This is a genomic window from Cyclobacterium salsum, assembly GCF_010119245.1.
GTDB lineage: Bacteria > Bacteroidota > Bacteroidia > Cytophagales > Cyclobacteriaceae > Cyclobacterium > Cyclobacterium salsum.
This window is the reverse complement of record NZ_WNKG01000003.1, coordinates 256,158-276,348: the sequence shown is the minus strand read 5'-3', so window position 1 is coordinate 276,348 and position 20,191 is coordinate 256,158. Positions and strand designations below refer to the sequence as shown.

At 44.5% G+C, this 20,191-nt stretch carries 20 protein-coding genes; 4 read left to right on the top strand and 16 right to left on the bottom strand.

Annotated features, from left to right (window positions below):
- Position 1: 1 nt before the first annotated feature.
- The 5 genes from GJS45_RS06605 to GJS45_RS06585 form a co-directional block, all read right to left on the bottom strand.
- Positions 2-1,546 (bottom strand): 4Fe-4S binding protein, encoded by a 1,545-nt coding sequence (locus GJS45_RS06605; protein WP_162340683.1) that lies wholly within the window; start codon positions 1,544-1,546, stop codon positions 2-4.
- Entirely contained in the window at positions 1,543-2,898 is a 1,356-nt protein-coding gene (locus GJS45_RS06600; protein WP_162340682.1) for an NAD(P)/FAD-dependent oxidoreductase, read from the bottom strand. The genes GJS45_RS06605 and GJS45_RS06600 overlap by 4 nt, the downstream gene beginning before the upstream one ends.
- A gap of 140 nt (positions 2,899-3,038) precedes the next feature.
- On the bottom strand, positions 3,039-4,133 hold the full coding sequence (locus tag GJS45_RS06595) for a PAS domain-containing sensor histidine kinase (RefSeq protein WP_162340681.1): 1,095 nt from the start codon (positions 4,131-4,133) through the stop codon (positions 3,039-3,041).
- A 269-nt stretch (positions 4,134-4,402) separates the two neighbouring features.
- Entirely contained in the window at positions 4,403-4,645 is a 243-nt protein-coding gene (locus GJS45_RS06590) for a hypothetical protein (protein ID WP_162340680.1), read from the bottom strand.
- A 21-nt stretch (positions 4,646-4,666) separates the two neighbouring features.
- On the bottom strand, positions 4,667-5,110 hold the full coding sequence (locus tag GJS45_RS06585; RefSeq protein ID WP_162340679.1) for a hypothetical protein: 444 nt from the start codon (positions 5,108-5,110) through the stop codon (positions 4,667-4,669).
- A 267-nt stretch (positions 5,111-5,377) separates the two neighbouring features.
- On the opposite strand from GJS45_RS06585, the gene GJS45_RS06580 reads away from it, so the two are divergent.
- Together GJS45_RS06580 and msrA are read left to right on the top strand one after the other, a co-directional pair.
- Positions 5,378-5,581, top strand: a complete 204-nt coding sequence (locus GJS45_RS06580; protein ID WP_162340678.1) for a PspC domain-containing protein — start codon at positions 5,378-5,380, stop codon at positions 5,579-5,581.
- An 80-nt stretch (positions 5,582-5,661) separates the two neighbouring features.
- The gene (msrA, locus tag GJS45_RS06575) at positions 5,662-6,756 is read left to right on the top strand and encodes a peptide-methionine (S)-S-oxide reductase MsrA (protein ID WP_162340677.1); all 1,095 of its coding nucleotides are present in this window, start codon (positions 5,662-5,664) and stop codon (positions 6,754-6,756) included.
- Positions 6,757-6,784: 28 nt separating this feature from the next.
- Here msrA and GJS45_RS06570 read toward each other — a convergent pair whose 3' ends face one another.
- Positions 6,785-7,510: a LytR/AlgR family response regulator transcription factor gene (locus GJS45_RS06570; protein WP_162340676.1), complete on the bottom strand. Its 726-nt coding sequence runs from the start codon at positions 7,508-7,510 to the stop codon at positions 6,785-6,787.
- Positions 7,507-8,574 carry a sensor histidine kinase gene (locus tag GJS45_RS06565; RefSeq protein WP_162340675.1) on the bottom strand — a complete coding sequence of 356 codons (1,068 nt, stop codon included), beginning with the start codon at positions 8,572-8,574 and terminating at the stop codon, positions 7,507-7,509. The genes GJS45_RS06570 and GJS45_RS06565 overlap by 4 nt, the downstream gene beginning before the upstream one ends.
- A 292-nt stretch (positions 8,575-8,866) precedes the next feature.
- Between GJS45_RS06565 and GJS45_RS06560 the strand changes: the two genes are divergently transcribed.
- Positions 8,867-11,392 (top strand): TonB-dependent receptor domain-containing protein, encoded by a 2,526-nt coding sequence (locus tag GJS45_RS06560; RefSeq protein WP_162340674.1) that lies wholly within the window; start codon positions 8,867-8,869, stop codon positions 11,390-11,392.
- Between the two features lie 91 nt (positions 11,393-11,483).
- Here GJS45_RS06560 and GJS45_RS06555 read toward each other — a convergent pair whose 3' ends face one another.
- The 7 genes from GJS45_RS06555 to GJS45_RS06525 form a co-directional block, all read right to left on the bottom strand.
- Positions 11,484-12,632, bottom strand: a complete 1,149-nt coding sequence (locus GJS45_RS06555) for a glycoside hydrolase family 130 protein (RefSeq protein WP_162340673.1) — start codon at positions 12,630-12,632, stop codon at positions 11,484-11,486.
- A gap of 13 nt (positions 12,633-12,645) precedes the next feature.
- The gene (locus GJS45_RS06550; RefSeq protein WP_162340672.1) at positions 12,646-14,025 is read right to left on the bottom strand and encodes an OmpA family protein; all 1,380 of its coding nucleotides are present in this window, start codon (positions 14,023-14,025) and stop codon (positions 12,646-12,648) included.
- An 11-nt stretch (positions 14,026-14,036) separates the two neighbouring features.
- Positions 14,037-15,008: a deoxyhypusine synthase family protein gene (locus GJS45_RS06545; RefSeq protein ID WP_162340671.1), complete on the bottom strand. Its 972-nt coding sequence runs from the start codon at positions 15,006-15,008 to the stop codon at positions 14,037-14,039.
- A 148-nt stretch (positions 15,009-15,156) separates the two neighbouring features.
- The gene (locus tag GJS45_RS06540) at positions 15,157-15,792 is read right to left on the bottom strand and encodes an OmpH family outer membrane protein (protein WP_235954650.1); all 636 of its coding nucleotides are present in this window, start codon (positions 15,790-15,792) and stop codon (positions 15,157-15,159) included.
- A gap of 99 nt (positions 15,793-15,891) precedes the next feature.
- Positions 15,892-16,131, bottom strand: coding sequence for a hypothetical protein (locus GJS45_RS06535; RefSeq protein ID WP_162340670.1), 240 nt, complete (start codon positions 16,129-16,131; stop codon positions 15,892-15,894).
- Between the two features lie 16 nt (positions 16,132-16,147).
- Positions 16,148-17,050: a histone deacetylase family protein gene (locus tag GJS45_RS06530; RefSeq protein WP_162340669.1), complete on the bottom strand. Its 903-nt coding sequence runs from the start codon at positions 17,048-17,050 to the stop codon at positions 16,148-16,150.
- Between the two features lie 58 nt (positions 17,051-17,108).
- Positions 17,109-17,666 (bottom strand): hypothetical protein, encoded by a 558-nt coding sequence (locus GJS45_RS06525; RefSeq protein WP_162340668.1) that lies wholly within the window; start codon positions 17,664-17,666, stop codon positions 17,109-17,111.
- 118 nt (positions 17,667-17,784) lie between these two features.
- Here GJS45_RS06525 and GJS45_RS06520 point away from each other — a divergent pair, with 118 nt between their 5' ends.
- The gene (locus GJS45_RS06520; RefSeq protein ID WP_162340667.1) at positions 17,785-18,231 is read left to right on the top strand and encodes an AlbA family DNA-binding domain-containing protein; all 447 of its coding nucleotides are present in this window, start codon (positions 17,785-17,787) and stop codon (positions 18,229-18,231) included.
- Between the two features lie 29 nt (positions 18,232-18,260).
- On the opposite strand, the gene GJS45_RS06515 is transcribed toward GJS45_RS06520, so the two are convergent.
- Both GJS45_RS06515 and GJS45_RS06510 read right to left on the bottom strand, forming a co-directional pair.
- Positions 18,261-18,632: a phage holin family protein gene (locus tag GJS45_RS06515; protein WP_162340666.1), complete on the bottom strand. Its 372-nt coding sequence runs from the start codon at positions 18,630-18,632 to the stop codon at positions 18,261-18,263.
- An 89-nt stretch (positions 18,633-18,721) separates the two neighbouring features.
- Positions 18,722-20,188: a mandelate racemase/muconate lactonizing enzyme family protein gene (locus GJS45_RS06510; protein WP_162340665.1), complete on the bottom strand. Its 1,467-nt coding sequence runs from the start codon at positions 20,186-20,188 to the stop codon at positions 18,722-18,724.
- Positions 20,189-20,191: the final 3 nt, after the last annotated feature.

Genomic DNA, 20,191 nt, shown 5'->3' with positions numbered 1-20,191 from the left:
TTTACGATTTCAATTTGACGGAATTATTACCGATAATGACCGGCATGTCGTTAATCCTTCCGGATTCTTCCCCATTCTCCAGTTTCAATACTCCGCGGGGACAGACGGCGGAACATACCCCACAGCCCACACAGGAGGATCGGACAATATTTTGCCCCCGCTGCGCATACCAGCGAACATCGATGCCCATTTCACAATAGGTGGAGCAATTGCCGCAGGAAATGCATTGCCCTCCATTGGTTGTGATCCGAAATCGGGACTTGAAACGCTGTACGATGCCCAGGTAAGCTGCTAAAGGACAACCAAACCGGCACCATACCCGGTTCCCCATAAAGGGATAAAATCCGGTCCCAATAACTCCAGCAAAAGCCGAACCAATCGCAAAACCATAAATGGAGTGGAGCTGATCCGTTGCCTGACCCAAGAGGCCAAATTCCATAAAATAATTGGTTAGGGTAACGACCGTCATCAGGACGGCAAATACCAACACCCCATGCACCAGATAACGTTCAATTTGCCACGATTTTAAGGACTTATCCGAAAGTTGCCGGTAGGGATCTCCCAGGGTTTCGGCCAGGCCCCCGCAACCACACACCCAGCTACAATACCAGCGCTTACCATAAAAATAGGTAAAAATGGGCACTCCGATTATAATTAACAATATGCCCCAAACAAGCATAAACATGCCCAATGCACCCGAACTGATCATTCCTTCCAGGCGATATTCATAGAAAAATGAATAGTCCAGGGGCCAAATATTCTTAAAGTCATGCCAGGGCATGTTGAATAAAACCAAAATTTCCGGAATCAGAAAGGCAAAAGATAACTGGAAAAACATGACCGAAACGGTTCGAATGGTTTGGTAGTTGTTTCCCCGATATTTCCGGAACATGCGAACGCCCATGACCAGTATGGCCAGGGTGTATATCAAACCGTATAGAAACCACTGGCTTGCCGGACCACCGGACAGGACCTCACTGAGGGGATCTACCATGATCACCAAATTTGCCAGGTATTCGGGGTACCAGTACAGAATGATGTAAAAAACAATCAGGTAGGTTCCGGTGACGATCCCCAGCCAGCCTCTTGCTTTCATGGACGAAAAATAAATTCCGTCATTCTTAATACCTGCTGTCTCATTTCTATACAAGGGCAGGATATAAAGTAATCCGCCCAAAACCGCTAATCCTATGGAAAGAAACAAGAATAGCAAAGGGGAAGCCGATACTGGGCCTTCGGAGGCATTTTTTGTCAATGGAAAGGCATAATCATCCCAAATCACCTGATCCCATTTTTCTTCGGCCTTTAAAGATTCATTATACGCTTCGAAATGGCGGCTGTATTCGCTTATAAAGGCAAATTGAGAGGAGTAGGTTTTATCATACATGGGAGTTAGTATATCTACCATCACTTCCCGGTGCATCTCCTTTGTCGTTTCTTTTACCATGGAGGCATCTAGTTCCCATGTTCCTAAAAAGGGGATTGCGGTGAAAATGGCTAAGCCTAATACAAAAAGTGTCAGCCCTGTATTTTGAAGAAATTTCATGCCCTTGAACCAATTAGTTTTTGAATAAATGACCTTTTAGGAATCGTCAGGGATTTGCCCTTTTCCTTGTTATAAGCCGCTATAAGAAGCCGGTGCAGCTTTTTGTGAAATTCCGGGTTGAAGTCGGCTTTATGTAGTTGGCTGACCACCCTGTCTGCCTCCCAGCCTTCTGTGATAGCCCGGTCGAAAAAGGCATGCCGCATTCTCCAACCAAAGGCGTTGACACCTAACACCTGATCTTTTTCGTTAAAAAGCAATCGCAGCGCCATCTTACCGGAAGCATCCTCCCAGTAGAAGGCCCATTCTCCCTCCCTTGGTTGGGCTGGAACGTGCCCATAGGTCTGGTACTCGATATCAAAAAACTTCGCCGAATTAAACCAAATACCAGGCTGATAGCTAACTTGATTTTTGCTCGTCAGGTTGTGCGCCAGTGTTTCTCCATGCATTCTGCCGGTGTACCAGACTTGTTCGATTTTTTTTCGATCCGGTCCCGGGGCAATTTTAAATTCTGCGCAATCACCGATGGCAAACACATCCGGAAGGTTGGTCTGAAATTTTTCGTCCACCAGAATGCCCCGATTCGTTTCCAGTTCGGTTCCTTTGAATATCTCAATATACGGACTCACCCCGGCCGTTAACCCCACAAAACCACAATCAATGGTCTCGCCGTTACCGGTCCGGACTCCTTTTACCCTTCCCTTTCCATCGTCCAGAATAGCGGCCAATTCTGTTTCTAGTCGGAGGTCGACTCCATGTTCCCGAATATGCCTGCCGACCAGGTCTGCTTCTTCCTCCGGAAGCACGTTGTCCCAAAAACCCTTTTCCCTGACCAGAAATGTAACCGGAATATTTCTGGTGCCTAGCATCTCTGCCATTTCGATTCCAATTAATCCGCCGCCCACAATTACAGCCCGGTTAATCGATTGGGTGTGTTTCTCCATGGACAAAAGATCAGGATAACTGTAAAGCCCCTGTACCCCTTCCAGGTTTTCTCCGGGCCATCCAAATTTATTTGGTTTGGAACCGGTGGCCAAAATCAATGTTCCATAGGACAATTCATCACCGTTCTGGAAAACTATTTTTTTATGTGTATAGTCCACAGAATGAACCCATCCCTGGCGCAGTTGGATGTCATTTTTTTTCCAAAAATCATCCGCATACGGTTTGGTATGCTCGTATTTCATGTGGCCCATGTAAATATACATCAGGGCGGTTCGGGAAAAAAAATGGGTCGTTTCTCCGGAAATGATGGTGATCGGCACCCGCGGATCCTGCTTTCGGATATTTCGGGCACAGGTTACTCCTGAAATGCCATTGCCAATAATAACGATGCTTTTGCTTTTTTCACTCATTGGGAAAAATCCTTCCTAATACTATTTCTCAAACAAATTTACGTACTGGAACAGACGACTATCTGTCTAATTCCTGACAAGTTGATGAAAAAAATTAGCATTTAAAAAGGAAACAACCGGATCGAAACAAAACCAATTCACTAATCCAGATCTGGAAATGAAATGATAAATTCCGTTCCCTCCCCAGGTTTACTATTCACCCCGATCTTTCCGCCCAATGCCGTAACATGCGCATGTACCAGGTATAACCCAACTCCCTGGCTTTCCTTGTGGTTGTGAAACGTTTGATCAAAGCCAAATAATTTCATTTTCACCTGTTCCATATCAAAGCCCAGCCCATTGTCCGTAAAGGAAATTTTTACCATGCCATTTTTTACAAAAGACTTAATTTCTATAAGGGGTTTTACATTCGATTTACTGTATTTGATGGAGTTGGTAATCAAATTCAGGAAAATACTTTCCAGGTACATGCGGTTGAATTCAACTTCCGGAACCTGGCTGAAGTCAGCCAAAATCACCGCCCCTGAATTTTCAATAAGCGATTGAATGGCAACCGTGGTTTGGTTGTAAATACCCCTAAGCGAAAGTTTTTCGACCTTTACCTTCTCAGCGTAATCTTGTTTTAGGGTGGTTAAAAAATGATCTAACTTCTGTTTTAAACCCTCTGTGGACTGATGCAGCAACTCCACCAGTTCCAATGTCTCCTGATCTTCAATTTTTTGAGTATCCATTAGCTGAAAAACAGCTAAAAGGTTATTAACAGGTGCCCTGAGGTCATGCGAAGTGGTAATGGTAAGTTGCTTTAATTTTTCATTCCTCTGGGTCAAATACCGAATCCATTCGTTTTTCTTGATCTCAATTTCTTTTTTGGGGGTAATGTTTCTGGCGACCCCGTAGATCAACTTTTCTTCCGGTATTGGAAAAGACGTCCAGGAAAGCCAAATCACTTCGCCTGTTTTTGTCCGGTACCGGTTCTCAAAATTTTTTAAAGCCGTGCCACCAATTACATTTTTTCGAATGTCCGCCGTGATAGCTGCATCTTCTCCATACAAAAAAGTAGTAGTGGGATTTTCATACAATTCATCAAAAGAATAACCCAATAGTTTCTGAAAAGAGGGACTAACTTTTTTAAAATACCCATCGTAGCTTGCGATGCAAAACAGATCCGGAGAAAATTTAAAAAACAAACCCAAATCATAATCGGTATCGCTCAACAAATTTTCTGTATCTTCCATAATATAAATTCCTCCCCAATTGAAGTAATCCGCGTTTGCCTATTTTTTTACACGGAATTGTCAATTTCAGATCTTGTGATACCTTTTCAATATTTTCTTCAAAACTTTATTTATAAATTTTGCGCAATTTTCAAGCCAAAAAAATCGCTTTTGCCGGTGACTCATTTTGGAGTTTTTTTTACACCCTGAAAAAATAATTTTACGATACTTAATACGTTTTTCATAATTCTTAGAATCCGAAAACCTGTCAAGTTGTTGTTGCTTTTCAGTTAAGGTAATTTACTGATAACCAAAACCATTTGCGCTTCCTCTAAATCACTCATCGATATGACCTCGTATTCTTTTTTCGGAATGTACACAAAAAAAACCGTCGAGGTCTCGAAGACCTCAACGGTTTCTGCCTTCAGTAACGCCGTGCCTGGCAGCTGCAAATAGCACCTGTACAATGATTTGATTGAGAGGGCTTCAAATAAAAAAGCATTTCCTGATCGCTCAGAAAATGCCTTTCTCATTTACAGTAGTCTAAATTCGATTTAGCCCTCTTGCAATTCCTCTTTCAAATTCTCCAAACTTGTTTCCACTTCTACTACCAATTTATCAAATTCGGTTTTGATCTGTTCTTTTCTTTTTTGAGCCGCATTTTCAAATTCTCTTGACTTTAGCTCCAAATTCTGGATGCCTTCATCCAAGCGTGAAATATGCTCGCTAATGGCTGAATCGGCAGGTTCCAGTTGATTTTCATTCAATTTACTTTTCAAATTGCTGGCCTCCTCTTTGAGTTCAGCCGTTTCCTTGGAAATAACCTCTTCTGTTTCTGAAAGAACTTCGTTAACCTCCTCCTTGGTATCAGAAGTTATTGCTTCCATTTCGTCTTCCGCTTCATTCAGGTTATCCTTACCAGATTGACTGCCGTCACAGGCAATAAATAACAGGGTGCAGGCGATTGCTGCGCTCAAATTAACTACATTCAAATTCATGGTGTTGAGTTGGTTTGGTTATACATTCAATTAAATAAAAGAAAGCCATGGCTTTCGATCACTTACTCTTAGTCACTCGGTTCAAAAAAAATGCCAGAATTGATATCCAACACAACTGATCAATCTAGCGGTTCCTTCCAGGGGATGTGGCGTTGGCACTCCTTTTTTTGAAATTGGCCTTCAAATTGCTTAATTTACATGGATTAGGGTGGTTTGACTACCTTAAGCTGACATCCCGTTTTTTTTAACGCTAAATATTACGATTCCATGACTAAAAAATTTCACCGATCCACTCAGAATAAACTAATTGCAGGCGTATGCGGTGGGCTTGCCAACTACCTGGACTGGGAAGCAGACAAACTTCGAATTGCCTACGTGCTGATTTCATTACTGAGTGCTGCTTTTCCAGGATTACTGGTTTACTTGATTCTGTGGTTTGTCATTCCGGAGGATAATTCACAAACCGGATAATCTGATAACCGGCTCTTAAAATTTTTGAACATAAACCCCTATTTTGACGTTTCCTAAGGGAAATAAATACACGATTTTACATGAGCTATTCAAGGAAAACCCTATTCGGGCTAGTGGCCCTTTTTTCCATTACCCTTTCAGCCTGCAACGCATCGAATGAGTCGGGAGGTGATAATGGAGAGGAGGAATCGGTCAGTTATCAAGGTAAAACCGAAAAAGCCACCTTTGCCGGAGGTTGTTTTTGGTGCATAGAAGCTCCTTTTGAAGGGATTGACGGGGTTATTTCAGTCGTTTCAGGTTATGCGGGAGGAAAAGAAAAAAATCCAACCTATGCGCAGGTTTCCTCAGGCCAAACCAGTCATAAAGAGGCCGTTCAGGTAACCTTTGATCCAGATGTGATCAGTTTCAGTGAGATCATTGATATTTACTGGAAATTGTTTGACCCTACCGATGCGGGGGGGAGTTTTTATGATCGGGGAAGCCAATACGAGTCGGTTTTATTCTATCACGATCAAAGTCAGAAAAAAGTGGCTGAATCCAGCAAAGAAAAATTGGAGCAATCAACTGTTTTTGAAAAGCCTATCGTCACGCCGATTGTGAAGTTTACGAATTTTTACCCTGCCGAGGAATATCACCAGGACTATTACAAAAAGCAACCCAATGAGTATAAAGCCTACCGGACCGGTTCAGGAAGAGACCGGTTTATTCAGCAACATTGGGAGGTACCCTCCTCTGATAACTATGACAAGCCCTCCGATAGTGAATTGAAAGCCAGTTTAACAACGTTACAATATCAGGTCACGATGGAAGAAGCTACTGAGCGGGCTTTTGACAATCCCCTCAATGATAATAAGGAAAAAGGCTTGTATGTCTGTATTGTTTCAGGTGCTCCTTTGTTCAGTTCACGTGATAAATACGAATCAGGGTCAGGTTGGCCCAGTTTTACCAAACCGGTGGATGCTCGGTTTCTGGAAAAGCCGATTGATAGAAGTATGGGTATGGTACGCGTAGAAGTTCGCAGTAAGTATGGGGATTCGCATGTGGGTCATGTTTTTAATGACGGTCCGGAACCTACAGGGCTGAGATATTGCATGAATTCCGCTGCCATGAAGTTCATTCCCCTTTCAGATATGGAGGAAGAAGGCTATGGCAATTTCGTGTACGCCGTAGAATAGCTTACAAGGTAGTTGGAATCTTCTGATTTTATTGGATCCATTTATTGATAAATTGCAGAAAATTTTCCTTGTATCCTTCACCGACGGTGATGGTGATGATGCCCATATTTACCGTGCTCTTACTGATGGATTGGATATGATCCAAGGATATGATATAGGACCGATGCACACGCATAAATTGTTTATCAGGAAGCATTTCTTCCATGCTTTTGAGCGTGGTGAGCGAGAGCAAGGGAGCACTTTTTCCTTCCAGATGCACTTTTACGTAATCTTTGTACCCTTCTACCAGGATAATTTCTTTGAGTTTAACCTTAACCAATTGGTATTCGACTTTTAAAAAAATATAATCCTGAACCGGTTCTTTTTCTATCGCCTGTGAATTCTCGAAGTGACGTAAGGCCTTTTGGCTGGCTGTCAGAAACTCTTCGTAACTAAAGGGCTTTAGCAGGTAATCCAGTGCATCGACTTTGTATCCTTCGATCGCGAATTGGTTGTAGGCCGTAGTGAAGATGATTTTAGGAGAAGCGGTACCTTTCCTTCCTTCAAGCACCCGGGCCAGCTCCATACCGGTCAAATCAGGCATCTGAATGTCCAAAAACAGGAGATCTACCTGTTGGGAATTGATATAGGCCAATGCTTCCAGGGCACTTTCAAATTTTGCGTCCAATTGAAGAAAGGCTGTTTTCTCTACAAATTTACAAACCATCTCCAGGGCCAGGGGCTCATCATCTACTACGATACACCTGATATTCATGACAAATCCAAGGTTAAATCTACTCGATATTTTTCATTATTTTGGTCAATATTAAGTTGGTGCTTTTTTCCGTAAATCAAGGCCAACCTCCTTTTGGTGTTGGTCAACCCGATGCCGCTTCCTTCGGTCTCTTTACTATTAGGATTTGCCGGAAAGATGGTATTCAGCGTCTGAAGTTGCACAATTTTCCCTTTTTGAGAAATGGAAATATCAATTTTACTTTCATTGGTGGAACTGATACCGTGCTTAAAGCAATTTTCAAGAAAAGGAAGTAATAACATGGGGGCGATGGGCACATCCTCTACTTTCTCCTGTATGTCAATGTTCAGAATCACCTTATCTGAGAGCCTCAGCCGCATCAGTTCGATGTAGTCAATGATAAAATCCAGTTCCTTACTAAATCGCGTCAGGTCCTTATCCGTTTCGTAAAGGACATAACGCATCATTCGGGACAGCTTCAGCAAGGCTTTCTGGGCTCTTTCCACGTCAATGTTGGTCAGTGCATAGATATTATTCAGCGTATTGAAGAAAAAATGCGGATTTATCTGCGCTTTAAGATAGGACAATTCAGAGGACACCTTTTCCTGCTCCATCTCTTTTCTTAAAGCCAAATCGGCCTGCCACTTTTGTACCGCCACTACGCTGGTGCTGATTCCAAAACCAAAAAGTAACAACAATACGGTGAACAGGTCATAACTGAAGTTTCGGGGTCTTGGTTCGTAGGGTACATTGGGCCGGAAGGAATAATGCATCAACTCGGGCAGGTTGACAATATTTTCATATTGAATAATCAAAAACAAACTGACTAAGGTAGAGCCTATGGCTATCAGCAGAAAGGTCCAGTTCTTTCCCTTAAATAGAATTTTAGGAACGAGCACCTTCATATTGAGGTAAAACAGCAAAATAAGAAATGCTAGAACAAAGCCCTGCTTGAACCAGTATTCAACTGGTAACTCTACTTTCCAGGAAAGGGGACTGACTACGAAAATCACCGTGGCGATGAATATCCACGCCAGTATGTGAATAAGCAGGGTGATCCGCTGGGATTGATTGGAATACGACATAAGCTTAGATTGGGAGATCGATATTCCGTAGAAATACCTTTTCTCAGCATAAACTTAAAATAAAGAAAACGAAAGAACCAAAAGAATCTACCAAGATACCTTAATAGCCGTCTAATCAGCCAATCTGATCCACCAATACAAATATTGAGAAGTGCCGAATCATTGGTCTGGTATTTTCCTGCTTTTGTCGATAATTGACGGCTACCTATCTATTGTGTTTTTTTATCCCTACAGAATAGATTTCTTTTGTTGCAGGTATTGAAACAACTATTATTTAAAATATTCCACTCCAATGAAAAGATTATTCAGTTTATTAGTAATATCCACCCTCTTCCTGTTTGCAGGAACCCTACACACCCATGCGCAGGGAAATGCAGACAAGAAAGAATTCAAAATTTCGGGCAAGGTGGTAGATAAAGAAACCGGTGAACCGGTTCCTTATGCGACAGCCATGTTGAAAGAGGCGGGTACCGATGCTGGGGTTGCCGGTGGGGTTGCGGATGACAGCGGAGAATTCTTTTTTAATGTAAAAAACGCTGGCCGATATAAAGTTGAATTAAGTTATGTGGGCTATGACCCCCTCGTTCGGGAGGATATCGAAGTGGGACCTAATACCCCCGATGTCTTTTTGGGAAATCTTACCCTGGCTGAATCTGCTGTTGCACTGGAAGAGGTAACCGTACAGGGGCAACGAAGCCTGATCACAGAAAAAGTGGACCGTACGATATACAATGCCGAAAATGATAAAACCACCATCGGAGGAGATGCTTCCGATGTCTTGCGTAGGGTTCCGATGCTTACCGTAGATTTGGATGGAAACGTGTCCATGCGCGGAAGCAGTAATATCCTGGTTTTGATCGATAACAAACAATCCGCCATTGTGGCCAACAATATTGCCGATGCATTAAAGCAAATTCCTGCCGAAGAAATAAAGTCGGTAGAGGTAATCACCTCCCCGTCTGCCAAATACGATGCAGAAGGCACCGGAGGGGTAATCAATATTGTGACAAAGAAAAATAAGTTACAAGGTGCTTCCCTGAACATCAATACCAGTGCCGGGATAAGAGGATCTAATGTGGGATTGAATGCTGCCCTTAAGAAGGGAAAAATGGGCTTTAGTCTGGGCGGATTTGGTCGTGCCGGATATAATATACTGGGAGGGTTTGAAAATGAGCAAACGCTGCTGTCCTCCGATGGACCTGACAGACGGATACTTCAAGCTGCCGATACCCGTAACAACATGATGTTCGGAAGGTATAATTTTGGATGGGATTACGAAATCAACCCACTTAATTTCATGACCACATCCGTCAGTTTTGGTCTGAGAAACATGAAAATGAACCAGGATGACCTGACTACCGAAACCTATGTGGAAGATGTATTGGTAAGTGAGCTGCTGCGAGATGTACGTACAGATAATCTCTCCAACAGTGTGGATGTAAGCTATAACTATACCAAAAGTTTTGAGAAAAAAGGGAAAGAATTTAGTGTGTCTGGCTTGTATAGCCGAAGCAATCGAACCAATGATTTTATCAACAGTTTGTATAACGAGTCCTTTGACCAGGTAGTAAGCCGATTGAAAAATGACAACGATAACCTTAACGAAGAATTCACGGTTCAATTAGACTATGTCAGCCCCATGGGCTCAGGTGATAACCAGATTTTGGAATACGGTGCGAAAAACATTCTTCGGAAAGCCGTCAGTGACTTTGCTTATTTCCGGGCAGAAGGAGCCGATGGGGAATTTGAAGAAGTGGACGATATTAGCCTTTCCAATAAGTTTAATTACGACCAAAATGTAACCGCAGGATACTTATCCTACACACTGGGCTTCCTGGAACACTATACCATCAAAGCAGGAATGCGCTACGAATATACCAATATCGAAGCTGATTTTCTTGATTCTGATTTGCCTGCCGATATACCTTCCTACGGAACCTTCGTTCCAAACATGAACTTTGGTAGAAAATTGGAAAATGGAAACATGTTAAAAGCGGCGTATAACCGAAGAATTCAGAGGCCTTCCCTGAATTTTCTGAACCCAAACATTGAAGCGGCCAACCCTCAACAAATCACACAGGGAAACCCGCTATTGGATCCGGAATTTACAGACAATTACGAATTATCCTACAGCACGTTTATAAAAGGAACATCGCTTAATTTCACTACCTACCTGAGAAATACCACCGGATCCATCCAACCGGTAAGAACCATTCAGGATGACGATGTGATCTTCACCACCTACGAGAACATAGGAAATGAAAGAGCGTATGGCCTGAGCGTGTTCTCTAACATCAACATTTCAGGTAAATTTTCGCTAAATGGATCCATAGACAGCTATTTTGCCCAATTGGATAATGGCTTAGATGATCCTGCATTTGCTGCTCAAAACGAAGGGTTGGTATTGAGCGGAAGGCTGTTCGGAAACTACAGCCTACCAAATGACTGGCAAATCCAGGCATTCAGCTTCTACCGGGGCCGAAGGGTTCAATTACAAGGTTCATCTGGAGGCTTTGGTATCTACAGCTTAAGCATAAACAAGCAATTTGCTGAAAAGAGAGGAAGTATCGGATTCGGTGCAGAAAACTTCTTTACCAGCGAATTTAAAATCCGAAATGAGTTGGTGACTCCTACCATCATGCAGGAAAGTGTCACCAGTATGCGAAACATGAATTTTAAAATAAACTTCTCTTACCGAATCGGAAAACTAAGTGTGGATGGTGGAAGAAGGAAGAAACGAGGCGTGACCAATGAAGATTTAAAAGAGGGCGATGGTGGTGCCGGCGGTGCCGTCATGGGCGGCGGTGGACCAAACTAATTCTGCCCCCTTAAAGACTGTTAATTCTCTCAATTAACAGAACCCCGGTAAATACCTGAAAAGGTACTGCCGGGGTTCCTTTTTTTACCCCTTAGCGCATGTCTGTTTCCTCATAAACGGCCGCAGCGATCTTTGAATCTGCGGTCCCGTAATATAAAAACCAGCTACCATTATAGGGAACCATCCCTTCGATAAAACAAACCAGATTTACTTGTCCTTCGATTTCATAAGGTTCTTCCGGAGTCATGAAATAGGTTTCGGAACGATCGATCAATTTGGAAGGATCATCACCGTCAAACAGGGCTTGACCTGCGGAATAGGCCCCCGGAGGCAGGGAAGGATCCAGTTCTTGCCCCTCTTCCAGGTTCATCCCGTTATAAAGGAGCACTATCCCTTCGTTTCGGAGCAAGGCGTAAGGACCCGATTCTACCAGGCGACTGTCGAAATAACCGGGTCTGGGCTTCATTACCGGTTTTAACGCCCCGTTGGTTTCCAAAGGGACCCAATGAAGCAGGTCCTCAGAATGGGCCAAAAAAAGATCGGTATCCCCAAAGTACATCCAATAGCGTCCATTGATTTTTTTAGCAATAATTCGCTCGCCCTCACGCACCGCTACGATCGCTCCAGCCTTGCTCCAACTGTCTTTAAAATCACCCTTCAGTACCCTTCCGTATTTGGTCCAGTCCTTAAGATTGGGTGAGGTGGCCAGCATCAATCGGGCGACCTCACCGTCATAACTGGTGTAGGTCATGATATACTGTCCGTCTTCACTTTCCACGATGCGGGGATCCTCCACTCCCCCATCCCATTCCAGGTGCTTCAGGCTATCGTTTTCCGGATAAAAAACGGGTTCGGAAAGCTTTTCAAAATTCAACCCATCTTCACACAAGGCCAGGCCAATACGGGAGGTGCCGTTATTGCTGCCCAGAAAATCTTCGGCCCGGTAAAGCAAGTTGATTTGGCCGTCTTTAACCACTGCTGCTGGATTAAATACGTCTTTTTCCTCCCATTTCACGGATTCTTCTAGAATCGGGCAAAGGAATTCCAGTGCTCCCGGCAAAAGCACCGGATTTGCGGCATTCTGTTTGACAAATGGCCCCATTTCCCAGGATTTATGACCGGGCCAGGCCGCGGTTTCCTCCTGGTTTCCTGTTTCTTTCTGCCCGCAGGAAGCTGCCAGCGCAAAAACAAATAAGACGATTGACCAAATGTAATGCGAGCCTGTTTTTAAGGTTTCCATAAGTTGATTAGGGTTAATTCAAAAGAATAATTTCCACGCGTCTGTTTTTTCGCCTTCCCTCGGCCGTATCATTGGAAGCGATGGGCTTTTTCCCTCCCCAACCATTAACCCTGACTTGCTCGAAGGCAACTCCTTTTTCAAGCAGCATGTCTCTTACCTTCCGGGCTCGGTTTAGGGACAGCCTTTCCTTCAAGCGGGTACTCCCATAGCTATCCGTATGACCTTCCACCGAAATGACATATTCCGGGTGTTCCTTCAAATAGGCAGCCAACTTGGTTAACTCTTGCGATGCCCCCTCGCTTGCAAGCACTACCGAGCTTCTTTGAAAGAGCAGGTTTTCCAACACCAATGATTCCCCCGGCTGTAGTTTTTCCAATTGTTGGGAAAGATCCAATTCAGGTGCTGGCGGAGGCGGAATGCTTTCCGCTGATGGTTCCGAACCGGCCAGGGTGTCCTGCGTTTCAATGGCCAATTCAGGAGCTGATCTTTCTTTTGGAGCGGCCAGGTTGGATGCCTCAACCGAAGATTCACCTACCCAAAGGATAGTTCCATACCCATCGCTGGTCCGGGTATTGGTGAAAAAATACCGGTCACGGTAGGGGTCCTGGTAAAAATAAAGGTCCCAACCCTCCAATTCCGGTAAATCTAAGGGACGAGGTTCAGACCACTCCGTCCATGCCTCTCCAATGCGTTTGCTGGAATAGACTCCCAGGGATTTATTTCCCTCGTAGGCATTTGTCGAAAAATAAAGGGTTTGGTGATCGGCACTAAGGAAGGGGCTTAATTCCTGCCGGTAGGTATTAACCGTACCTCCCAGATTTTGAGGCCGGGACCAGGTCCTATTTCCCTGTCGGAAAGATAGGTAAAGGTCTTCGTTACCATACGAACCAAAGGAATCCATGGATAGGATCATAAGGCTGCCTTCTGCATCTAGTCTGGCACTAAAGTGGCTTCCTGTAGACCTAAATCCGGGAATCAAGTGCTCATCTCCCCGTTCCCAACCTTCTCCGGATCGATAGTATCCCTGCATTACCTGCCGGTTATCTAGATTCTGGTGATACACCAGTACCGTATCCGGGTGAATAAAACCGATCAGCAAATCTAAATATGGCGTATTTAAGGAAGCCATGGGCGTTGATTTACCAAACCCTTCTCCTTCCTCCCGGGCAAACCAGATGTCTCCCGGATCCTGGTTTCCTCCATTATTTTGGGGGTGAAAAGCCAGTGAGAAATACAAATTCCCCTCCGCTCCAATCTGGGGTAATTGTTCATCATAAGCCATGGAGACCGCATACCGGACTGAATCCTCCTGTGCCTCAGCGGGCAAGGTGATCCAAACAGCAAGCGCCGAAAGGGCAATCGCCCTTGAAATTATGATGACTATTCCATACACGGGTTATTGGATTAATAGCCTAAAACGATGGCGAATACCAGGGGAGCGACAATAGTAGCGTCCGATTCAATAATAAACTTCGGAGTGTCCAATCCCAATTTTCCCCAGGTTATCTTTTCGTTGGGTACTGCGCCAGAATAAGACCCAAAAGAGGTGGTGCTGTCCGAAATCTGACAAAAATAGCCCCACAAAGGAACTCCGTCTCGTTGCAGGTCTTGATGCAACATGGGGACCACACAAATCGGAAAATCGCCCGCTATGCCTCCGCCAATCTGGAAAAAACCTACTTTACTTTCTTCTTTGGCATTTTCGGTGTACCAATCTGCCAAATACATCATGTACTGAATGCCGCCTTTGACGGTGTGAACGTCCTGGATATCTCCAGAAATGCAATGTCCGGCGTACATATTACCCAGTGTAGAATCTTCCCATCCCGGTACGATGATGGGGATATTTTTCTTGGCTGCTTCCAACAGCCAACTGTTTTTCGGGTCAATCTGATATTCCTGTTCCAACTTCCCGGAAAGCAATACTTTGTAAAAAAATTCATGGGGAAAAAACTGTTTACCGGCTTGGTCTGCCTCTTGCCACTCCTGCAATATCACCTTTTCGATCCTCCTCATGGCTTCCATTTCCGGGATGCAGGTGTCCGTCACCCGGTTTAGGTGCCGGTCCAACAGTTCCTGTTCCTGTTGGGGAGAGAGATCTCGATAATGGGGAATTCGTTCGTAATAATCATGTGCCACCAGGTTAAAGATGTCTTCTTCCAGGTTGGCTCCGGTACAGGTAATGATCTGAACCTTATCCTGTCGAATCATTTCCGCCAACGAAATACCCAATTCCGCCGTAGACATCGCCCCGGCAAGCGTGATCATCATCTTGCCGTTTTCATCCAAATGGGTTTTATACGCGTCTGCCGCATCAATCAAGGCAGCAGCATTAAAATGTCGGTAATGGTGTTTCAGAAAATTGGTAATTTCCATGATCCAAATGTTAAATTTACTCGTTGTTTAGAAACTAATAATAAAAAGCGTAGGGAAGATAGTAAACCAGGCACTGATTAGCAACCGGAATCAGTAGAAACAAAAAAGCCCGGAAAATCCGGGCTCCTGATGCCTAAATTTCTGGCTGCTATTCTTGCTCTGATTCAGTCGATTCGGATGCAGCCGGTTCGGTCGCTTCCGGTTCCTCACCGTTTTGGTAATCTTCGTTAATTCCCTCGACGACCGAATCGGTGATGTCCAGGGTTTTATTGGCATACCATACGCCTCCACCACGGGTGTAGGAAAGGATCATTTCCAGATCGTTTTCTGCTGCATAAGTATCCAGGTATTCCTGAATCATGTCGTACACGTCATTGTACAGTTTGGTCTCATCGGCAGACAACTCTTGCATGATATTTTCACGGAAGGCCACCAAATTCCGCTCCTTAGTAACCAACTCTTCTTCTTTTGCCCTGGCCTGATTAATGGTCATCGAAGAGGCTGAGCTCTGAAAGTTCTGTACTTCCTGCTCAAATCCCCTGGCACGGTTGGTCAATTCACCTTCGTATTTTTTGCCTTTTTCAGCGATTTCAGCGGATTTTTCTTTAAAATAGGTAAAATTGTTGATAACGCTGTCCGTGACGATATAAGCCACTTTCAAATCAGCAATGTTTACTTCGTCTGCAATATTACTTATTTCTTCCCCTGGGGTAGTGGAATTACAGGATACTGCAAGCATGCCCGCCATTACTATTGCACTAATAATCGTTGTTATTTTTCTCACTTCTTACGGATTTTTATAGTATTCGGGGCAAATATAAGGATTCTAAACCTTTTACAAATTCTGCCCGCTTAATTAATGTTAAATATCCGCGATTGATAATTAGTCGCGATCCGAAAGGCTATCCATTTTCACCCGGTATATCACTGCCTGACCCACCAACGAGATGCCCGCATTGAACACCAGCAGGGCCAGGGTTCCCCATACTACCCAGTCCCAAAAGGCTGCGTTATCCCATTTCCTGATCAGTGCTTCTCCAAATAAGCTAAGTCCAAACCCGGTCAACAACAAGCCTCCCACGGCATGCATCATCCAGTATTTTCTCCATTTTTCTCTACGCATCACCTTTATTTTATGATTAAAAAAACAGTTCCTGTGCCAATCGATAGGTATTGGCATGAGCCTCTATGATGTCATTGATTTTTTGGGAATAGCCCCCTCCCATGCAACACATGACGGGAACGCGGCTTTTTTTGGCCGTTTCCAGTACCATTCTGTCCCGCTCCTTGCATCCGCTGAGAGACAAGCCCAATCTGCCCAGCTTATCCGAGGCCAGGACATCTACCCCGGACTGGTAAATCAGAAATTCGGGAGCAACCCGATCCATTAACGCTGGCAAATTCTCCCCCAATATTTCCAGGTAGGTCTTGTCATCCGTATAGTCTTTTAGGGGAATGTCCAGATCTGATTTTTCCTTGTGCATCGGGTAATTATGCTCCCCATGCATACTGAACGTAAATACCTTGGAGTTATTGGCAAACAAAGCAGCGGTACCGTTTCCCTGGTGTACGTCTAAATCGACCACGAGCACGCTTTTTAGCCCCCGGCCCTCCACCAGGTATTGGGCGGTAATAGCGATATCGTTTAGCAAACAGAACCCTTCCCCTCTATCTGCAAAGGCATGATGGGTACCTCCAGCGGTGTTCATAGCAATTCCATATTCAAGCGCAAAATCAGCTGCCATTACCGATCCCTGCATGATATGCAGTTCGCGTTCGACCAAGGCCTCGCTAAGTGGAAATCCAGTGCGCCGGATCTCTGAAGGACTTAATTGCTGCCTTTTTAATTTTTCCAGGTACTGGCCGTCATGAACTGCCCGCACCCAGTGCTCATCCCCCTTTTCAGGTTTGAAGAAATTAGCTTCCGAAAGGGTGCCCTCGTAAAGCAACTGCTCGGGAAGTAACTCGTATTTTTCCATGGGAAATCGGTGCCCTTCGGGTAACGGATGGGCATAAAGTGAGGACCAGGCTACTTTTAACATACCTCCAAAACTTATTGCAACTAAAATTGTTGTCAATTATCAGGAAAAAAGGCTGAACTTAGCCATCCTCCTCTTCGGACTCAAATGCGTAAAAGGTCTCGTCCAAAATCAGGGAATCATTATTAAAGTCAGAAACAAACTTCTGAAGGACCTGTTCGTCAATGGCTTCAATGTTTAAAGCAGCATCCAGGCCAATTCCATAGTCGTGATGCGTATCCATATCAACAAACTCCTGCACTTTCACCCTTCCTTCCTCTTCCATGTCCATGATAAGTTCCGTGATAAACCAACCCACCTCTTCCTCTTCTGCCTTCAGTGGTTTGAGGTTTCCGTTTTCGTCTTCTTCGTAACTGATGCCGTGGTAGTCAGGGAATTTCTTAGCTGCCTCGTGCTCTGCCAATTCGAAGATCTCACTCTGGTAATGCAGCCGAAGCGTATACAAGACGGCATCATAGATGACATCTTTACCTTCGAATTTTCCGACAAAATAAAAATTCACATATTCATCGGAATTATCCTCCCCTGCCACGATTTTAAAATTCTTCCCGGCAGCTTCAAGTTCTTTTCGTAGTTTTGCAATGGTTTCAGGCAAAAAGCCTTCGTTTGGATAGTTCATTGGATTATAAGCTGGATTTGTGAAATGATTATTGCTGGTTTTGGTTACAATTAAATAAAAAATTAATATTGCTCATATTAACTCTCCAATAATTTACCATCTTTTACCTTTTAAAAAAATGTTTTCTCCTAAAAAGAATAGTGAATGGATCAAAAACTTACTCACTACACCGGAGGGTTTGCACCTGGATTATAAGCAGAGTCTGAGCAGCCAGCGAAAAATTGCTAAAACACTTTTGTCTTTTGCCAACACGGAAGGGGGAACGGTAGTGGTCGGCGTTTCTGACCGAAAACAGGTATTGGGCATAGACCCGGAAGAGGAAATGTTTATGGCCACTGAGGCCGTGGAAAAATATTGTCAGCCCTCCTTTCCGATCACATTTGAGGTATACGAAGTGCCGCTGTTTACTGATTCTGAACCTACGGAGGAGAAATACCTGCTTCTTATCCACGTCCCAAAAAGCGACCGTGCTCCCCATGCCCTTACCGAAGAAAACCAGAAGCCGGTTTATTACCGCCGAAAACACGACCGATCCGTACCCTTCCAGCTACCGGAGCATCCTTAATCCAATCGATTTTTTAAACTGATAAGCAACTACTTTCTGAGTCCATTTCCGAGAGAAATACCCAAAATGGAATTAACCAGCGATAATACCAGACTAAAAAGAAGGGCCCACCAAAAATTATCCACCGTAAATCCCTGAATCAACGCAGCAGCCAGCATTACCAACAGCGCATTGATCACCAACAAAAACAAGCCTAATGTCAGGATGGTAATGGGAATGGTCAGAAAGATCAAAATAGGTTTAATGGTAATGTTTAACAATGCCAGCAATGCGGCAATAATGACCCCAGTGATCCAATCAGTGACCACTATTCCCGGTAACAGGTACCCAGTAAAAATAATGACCAATCCCGCAACTGCCAGCTGAAGGAGGATGGAAAAGATGTCTTTTGATTTGCTCATGATATTTTTAGAGGGTTGAACTAAGATATAATTTTCTGGTAGTAAGTAAAAGAAACCCCCGAATAAATATCCAGGGGTTTCTTGAGAACTCAACTCCAGGTTCGGTCCCAGGATCGAATTTCGTTCCAGTCATCGGTAGGGGCAAAAAACTGCTCCCCTTCCCGAAGTCGTTTCTTCACCTCGTCTTCATTCAGTTCCAGCCCTATTCCAGGCGATTCCGGAACTTCCACATACCCATCTTTCACAAAGGGTTTATCCATTCCGGTTACCAGATCTTCCCACCAGGGATTATCCACCGAATGGTGCTCCAGACCTATGAAATTATAGGTAGCCGCAGCCGCATGGATGGTACCCATAAAGGTAATGGGAGAGGCAGCATGATGCAGGGCCATGCCAATTCCATACTCCTCCGCATAATCTCCAATTTTTTTGGTTTGCAGGTAGCCTCCTGCGCTGCCAGGATCGGGGTGAACCAGGTCCACGGCCCGGTTTTCAATCAGGTCCTTGAAATTTTTCTTGTGGTAGGTATCTTCTCCCGTCAGGGTAGGCGTCGTAATCGCTTCGGTGATCCTTTTCCATTGTTCGGTATTTTGCCAGGGAATAAGGTCTTCCAGCCAGGCGATGTTATAGGGCTCAAAAGCCTCTGCCAGTTTGATCATTTCATTGTACCCCATATGCCCAAAATGGTCAATGGCCAGCGGGATTTCATAGCCTACCTTTTCCCTTGCCTTGGCGGCATATTCTACCATCCTTTCCAGTCCTTTCTGGGTAATCTGCACATGGGTAAACTGATGGGGGGTTTGGGTATAACTCATCACATCCTGATCCGACCAGCCCCGCAACTGTCCCCAGGGGGATTTATTGGTCAGGGTATCCTTTTCATCCTTGATCAATCCAATACCTATATCCATTTTCAACATGGTGAATCCCATGTCCACCCGTTCCTTCATTTTATTGGCAAATTCATCCGGATCGCTTACGGTGGGCGTATCTACATAAATCCGGACTTTATCCCGGAACTTTCCTCCCATCAACTGATACAGCGGTACGCCATAGGCCTTTCCTGCCAGGTCCCAAAGGGCCATTTCCACACCTGATACACCGCCGCCCTGCCGGCCATGCCATCCAAATTGTTCGATCCGCTTAAAAATCCGTTCCACATTACAGGGATTCTCACCCAGAATTCTGCTTTTCAGCATCAGGGCATAGCGCTTGTCTGCCCCATCCCGGACATCCCCCAGCCCATGAATGCCCTGATTGGTGTAAATCTTCAATATCGGAACATTACCATATTGGGCAATGCGCATATCGGTAATTTTCAAATCGGAGGGATTGGAAAGGCGATTGACCTTAGAAGTGGTATGGGCTATGGTGTCTTCCGTAGGAAGCATCATCATGCCCCCCAGGCTCAATCCTCCCAATGCAGCCTTTTTAAAAAAGGACCTTCGCCCGTTTTCGGAATCCTGCGCCAAAGAGGCCGGAGATTTGCCTTCGGTGACCTTTTCCCGCGCTTGGTCCAGGTAGTTTTGTTGCAGGCGTTCAATGTTTTTCTTCATGTT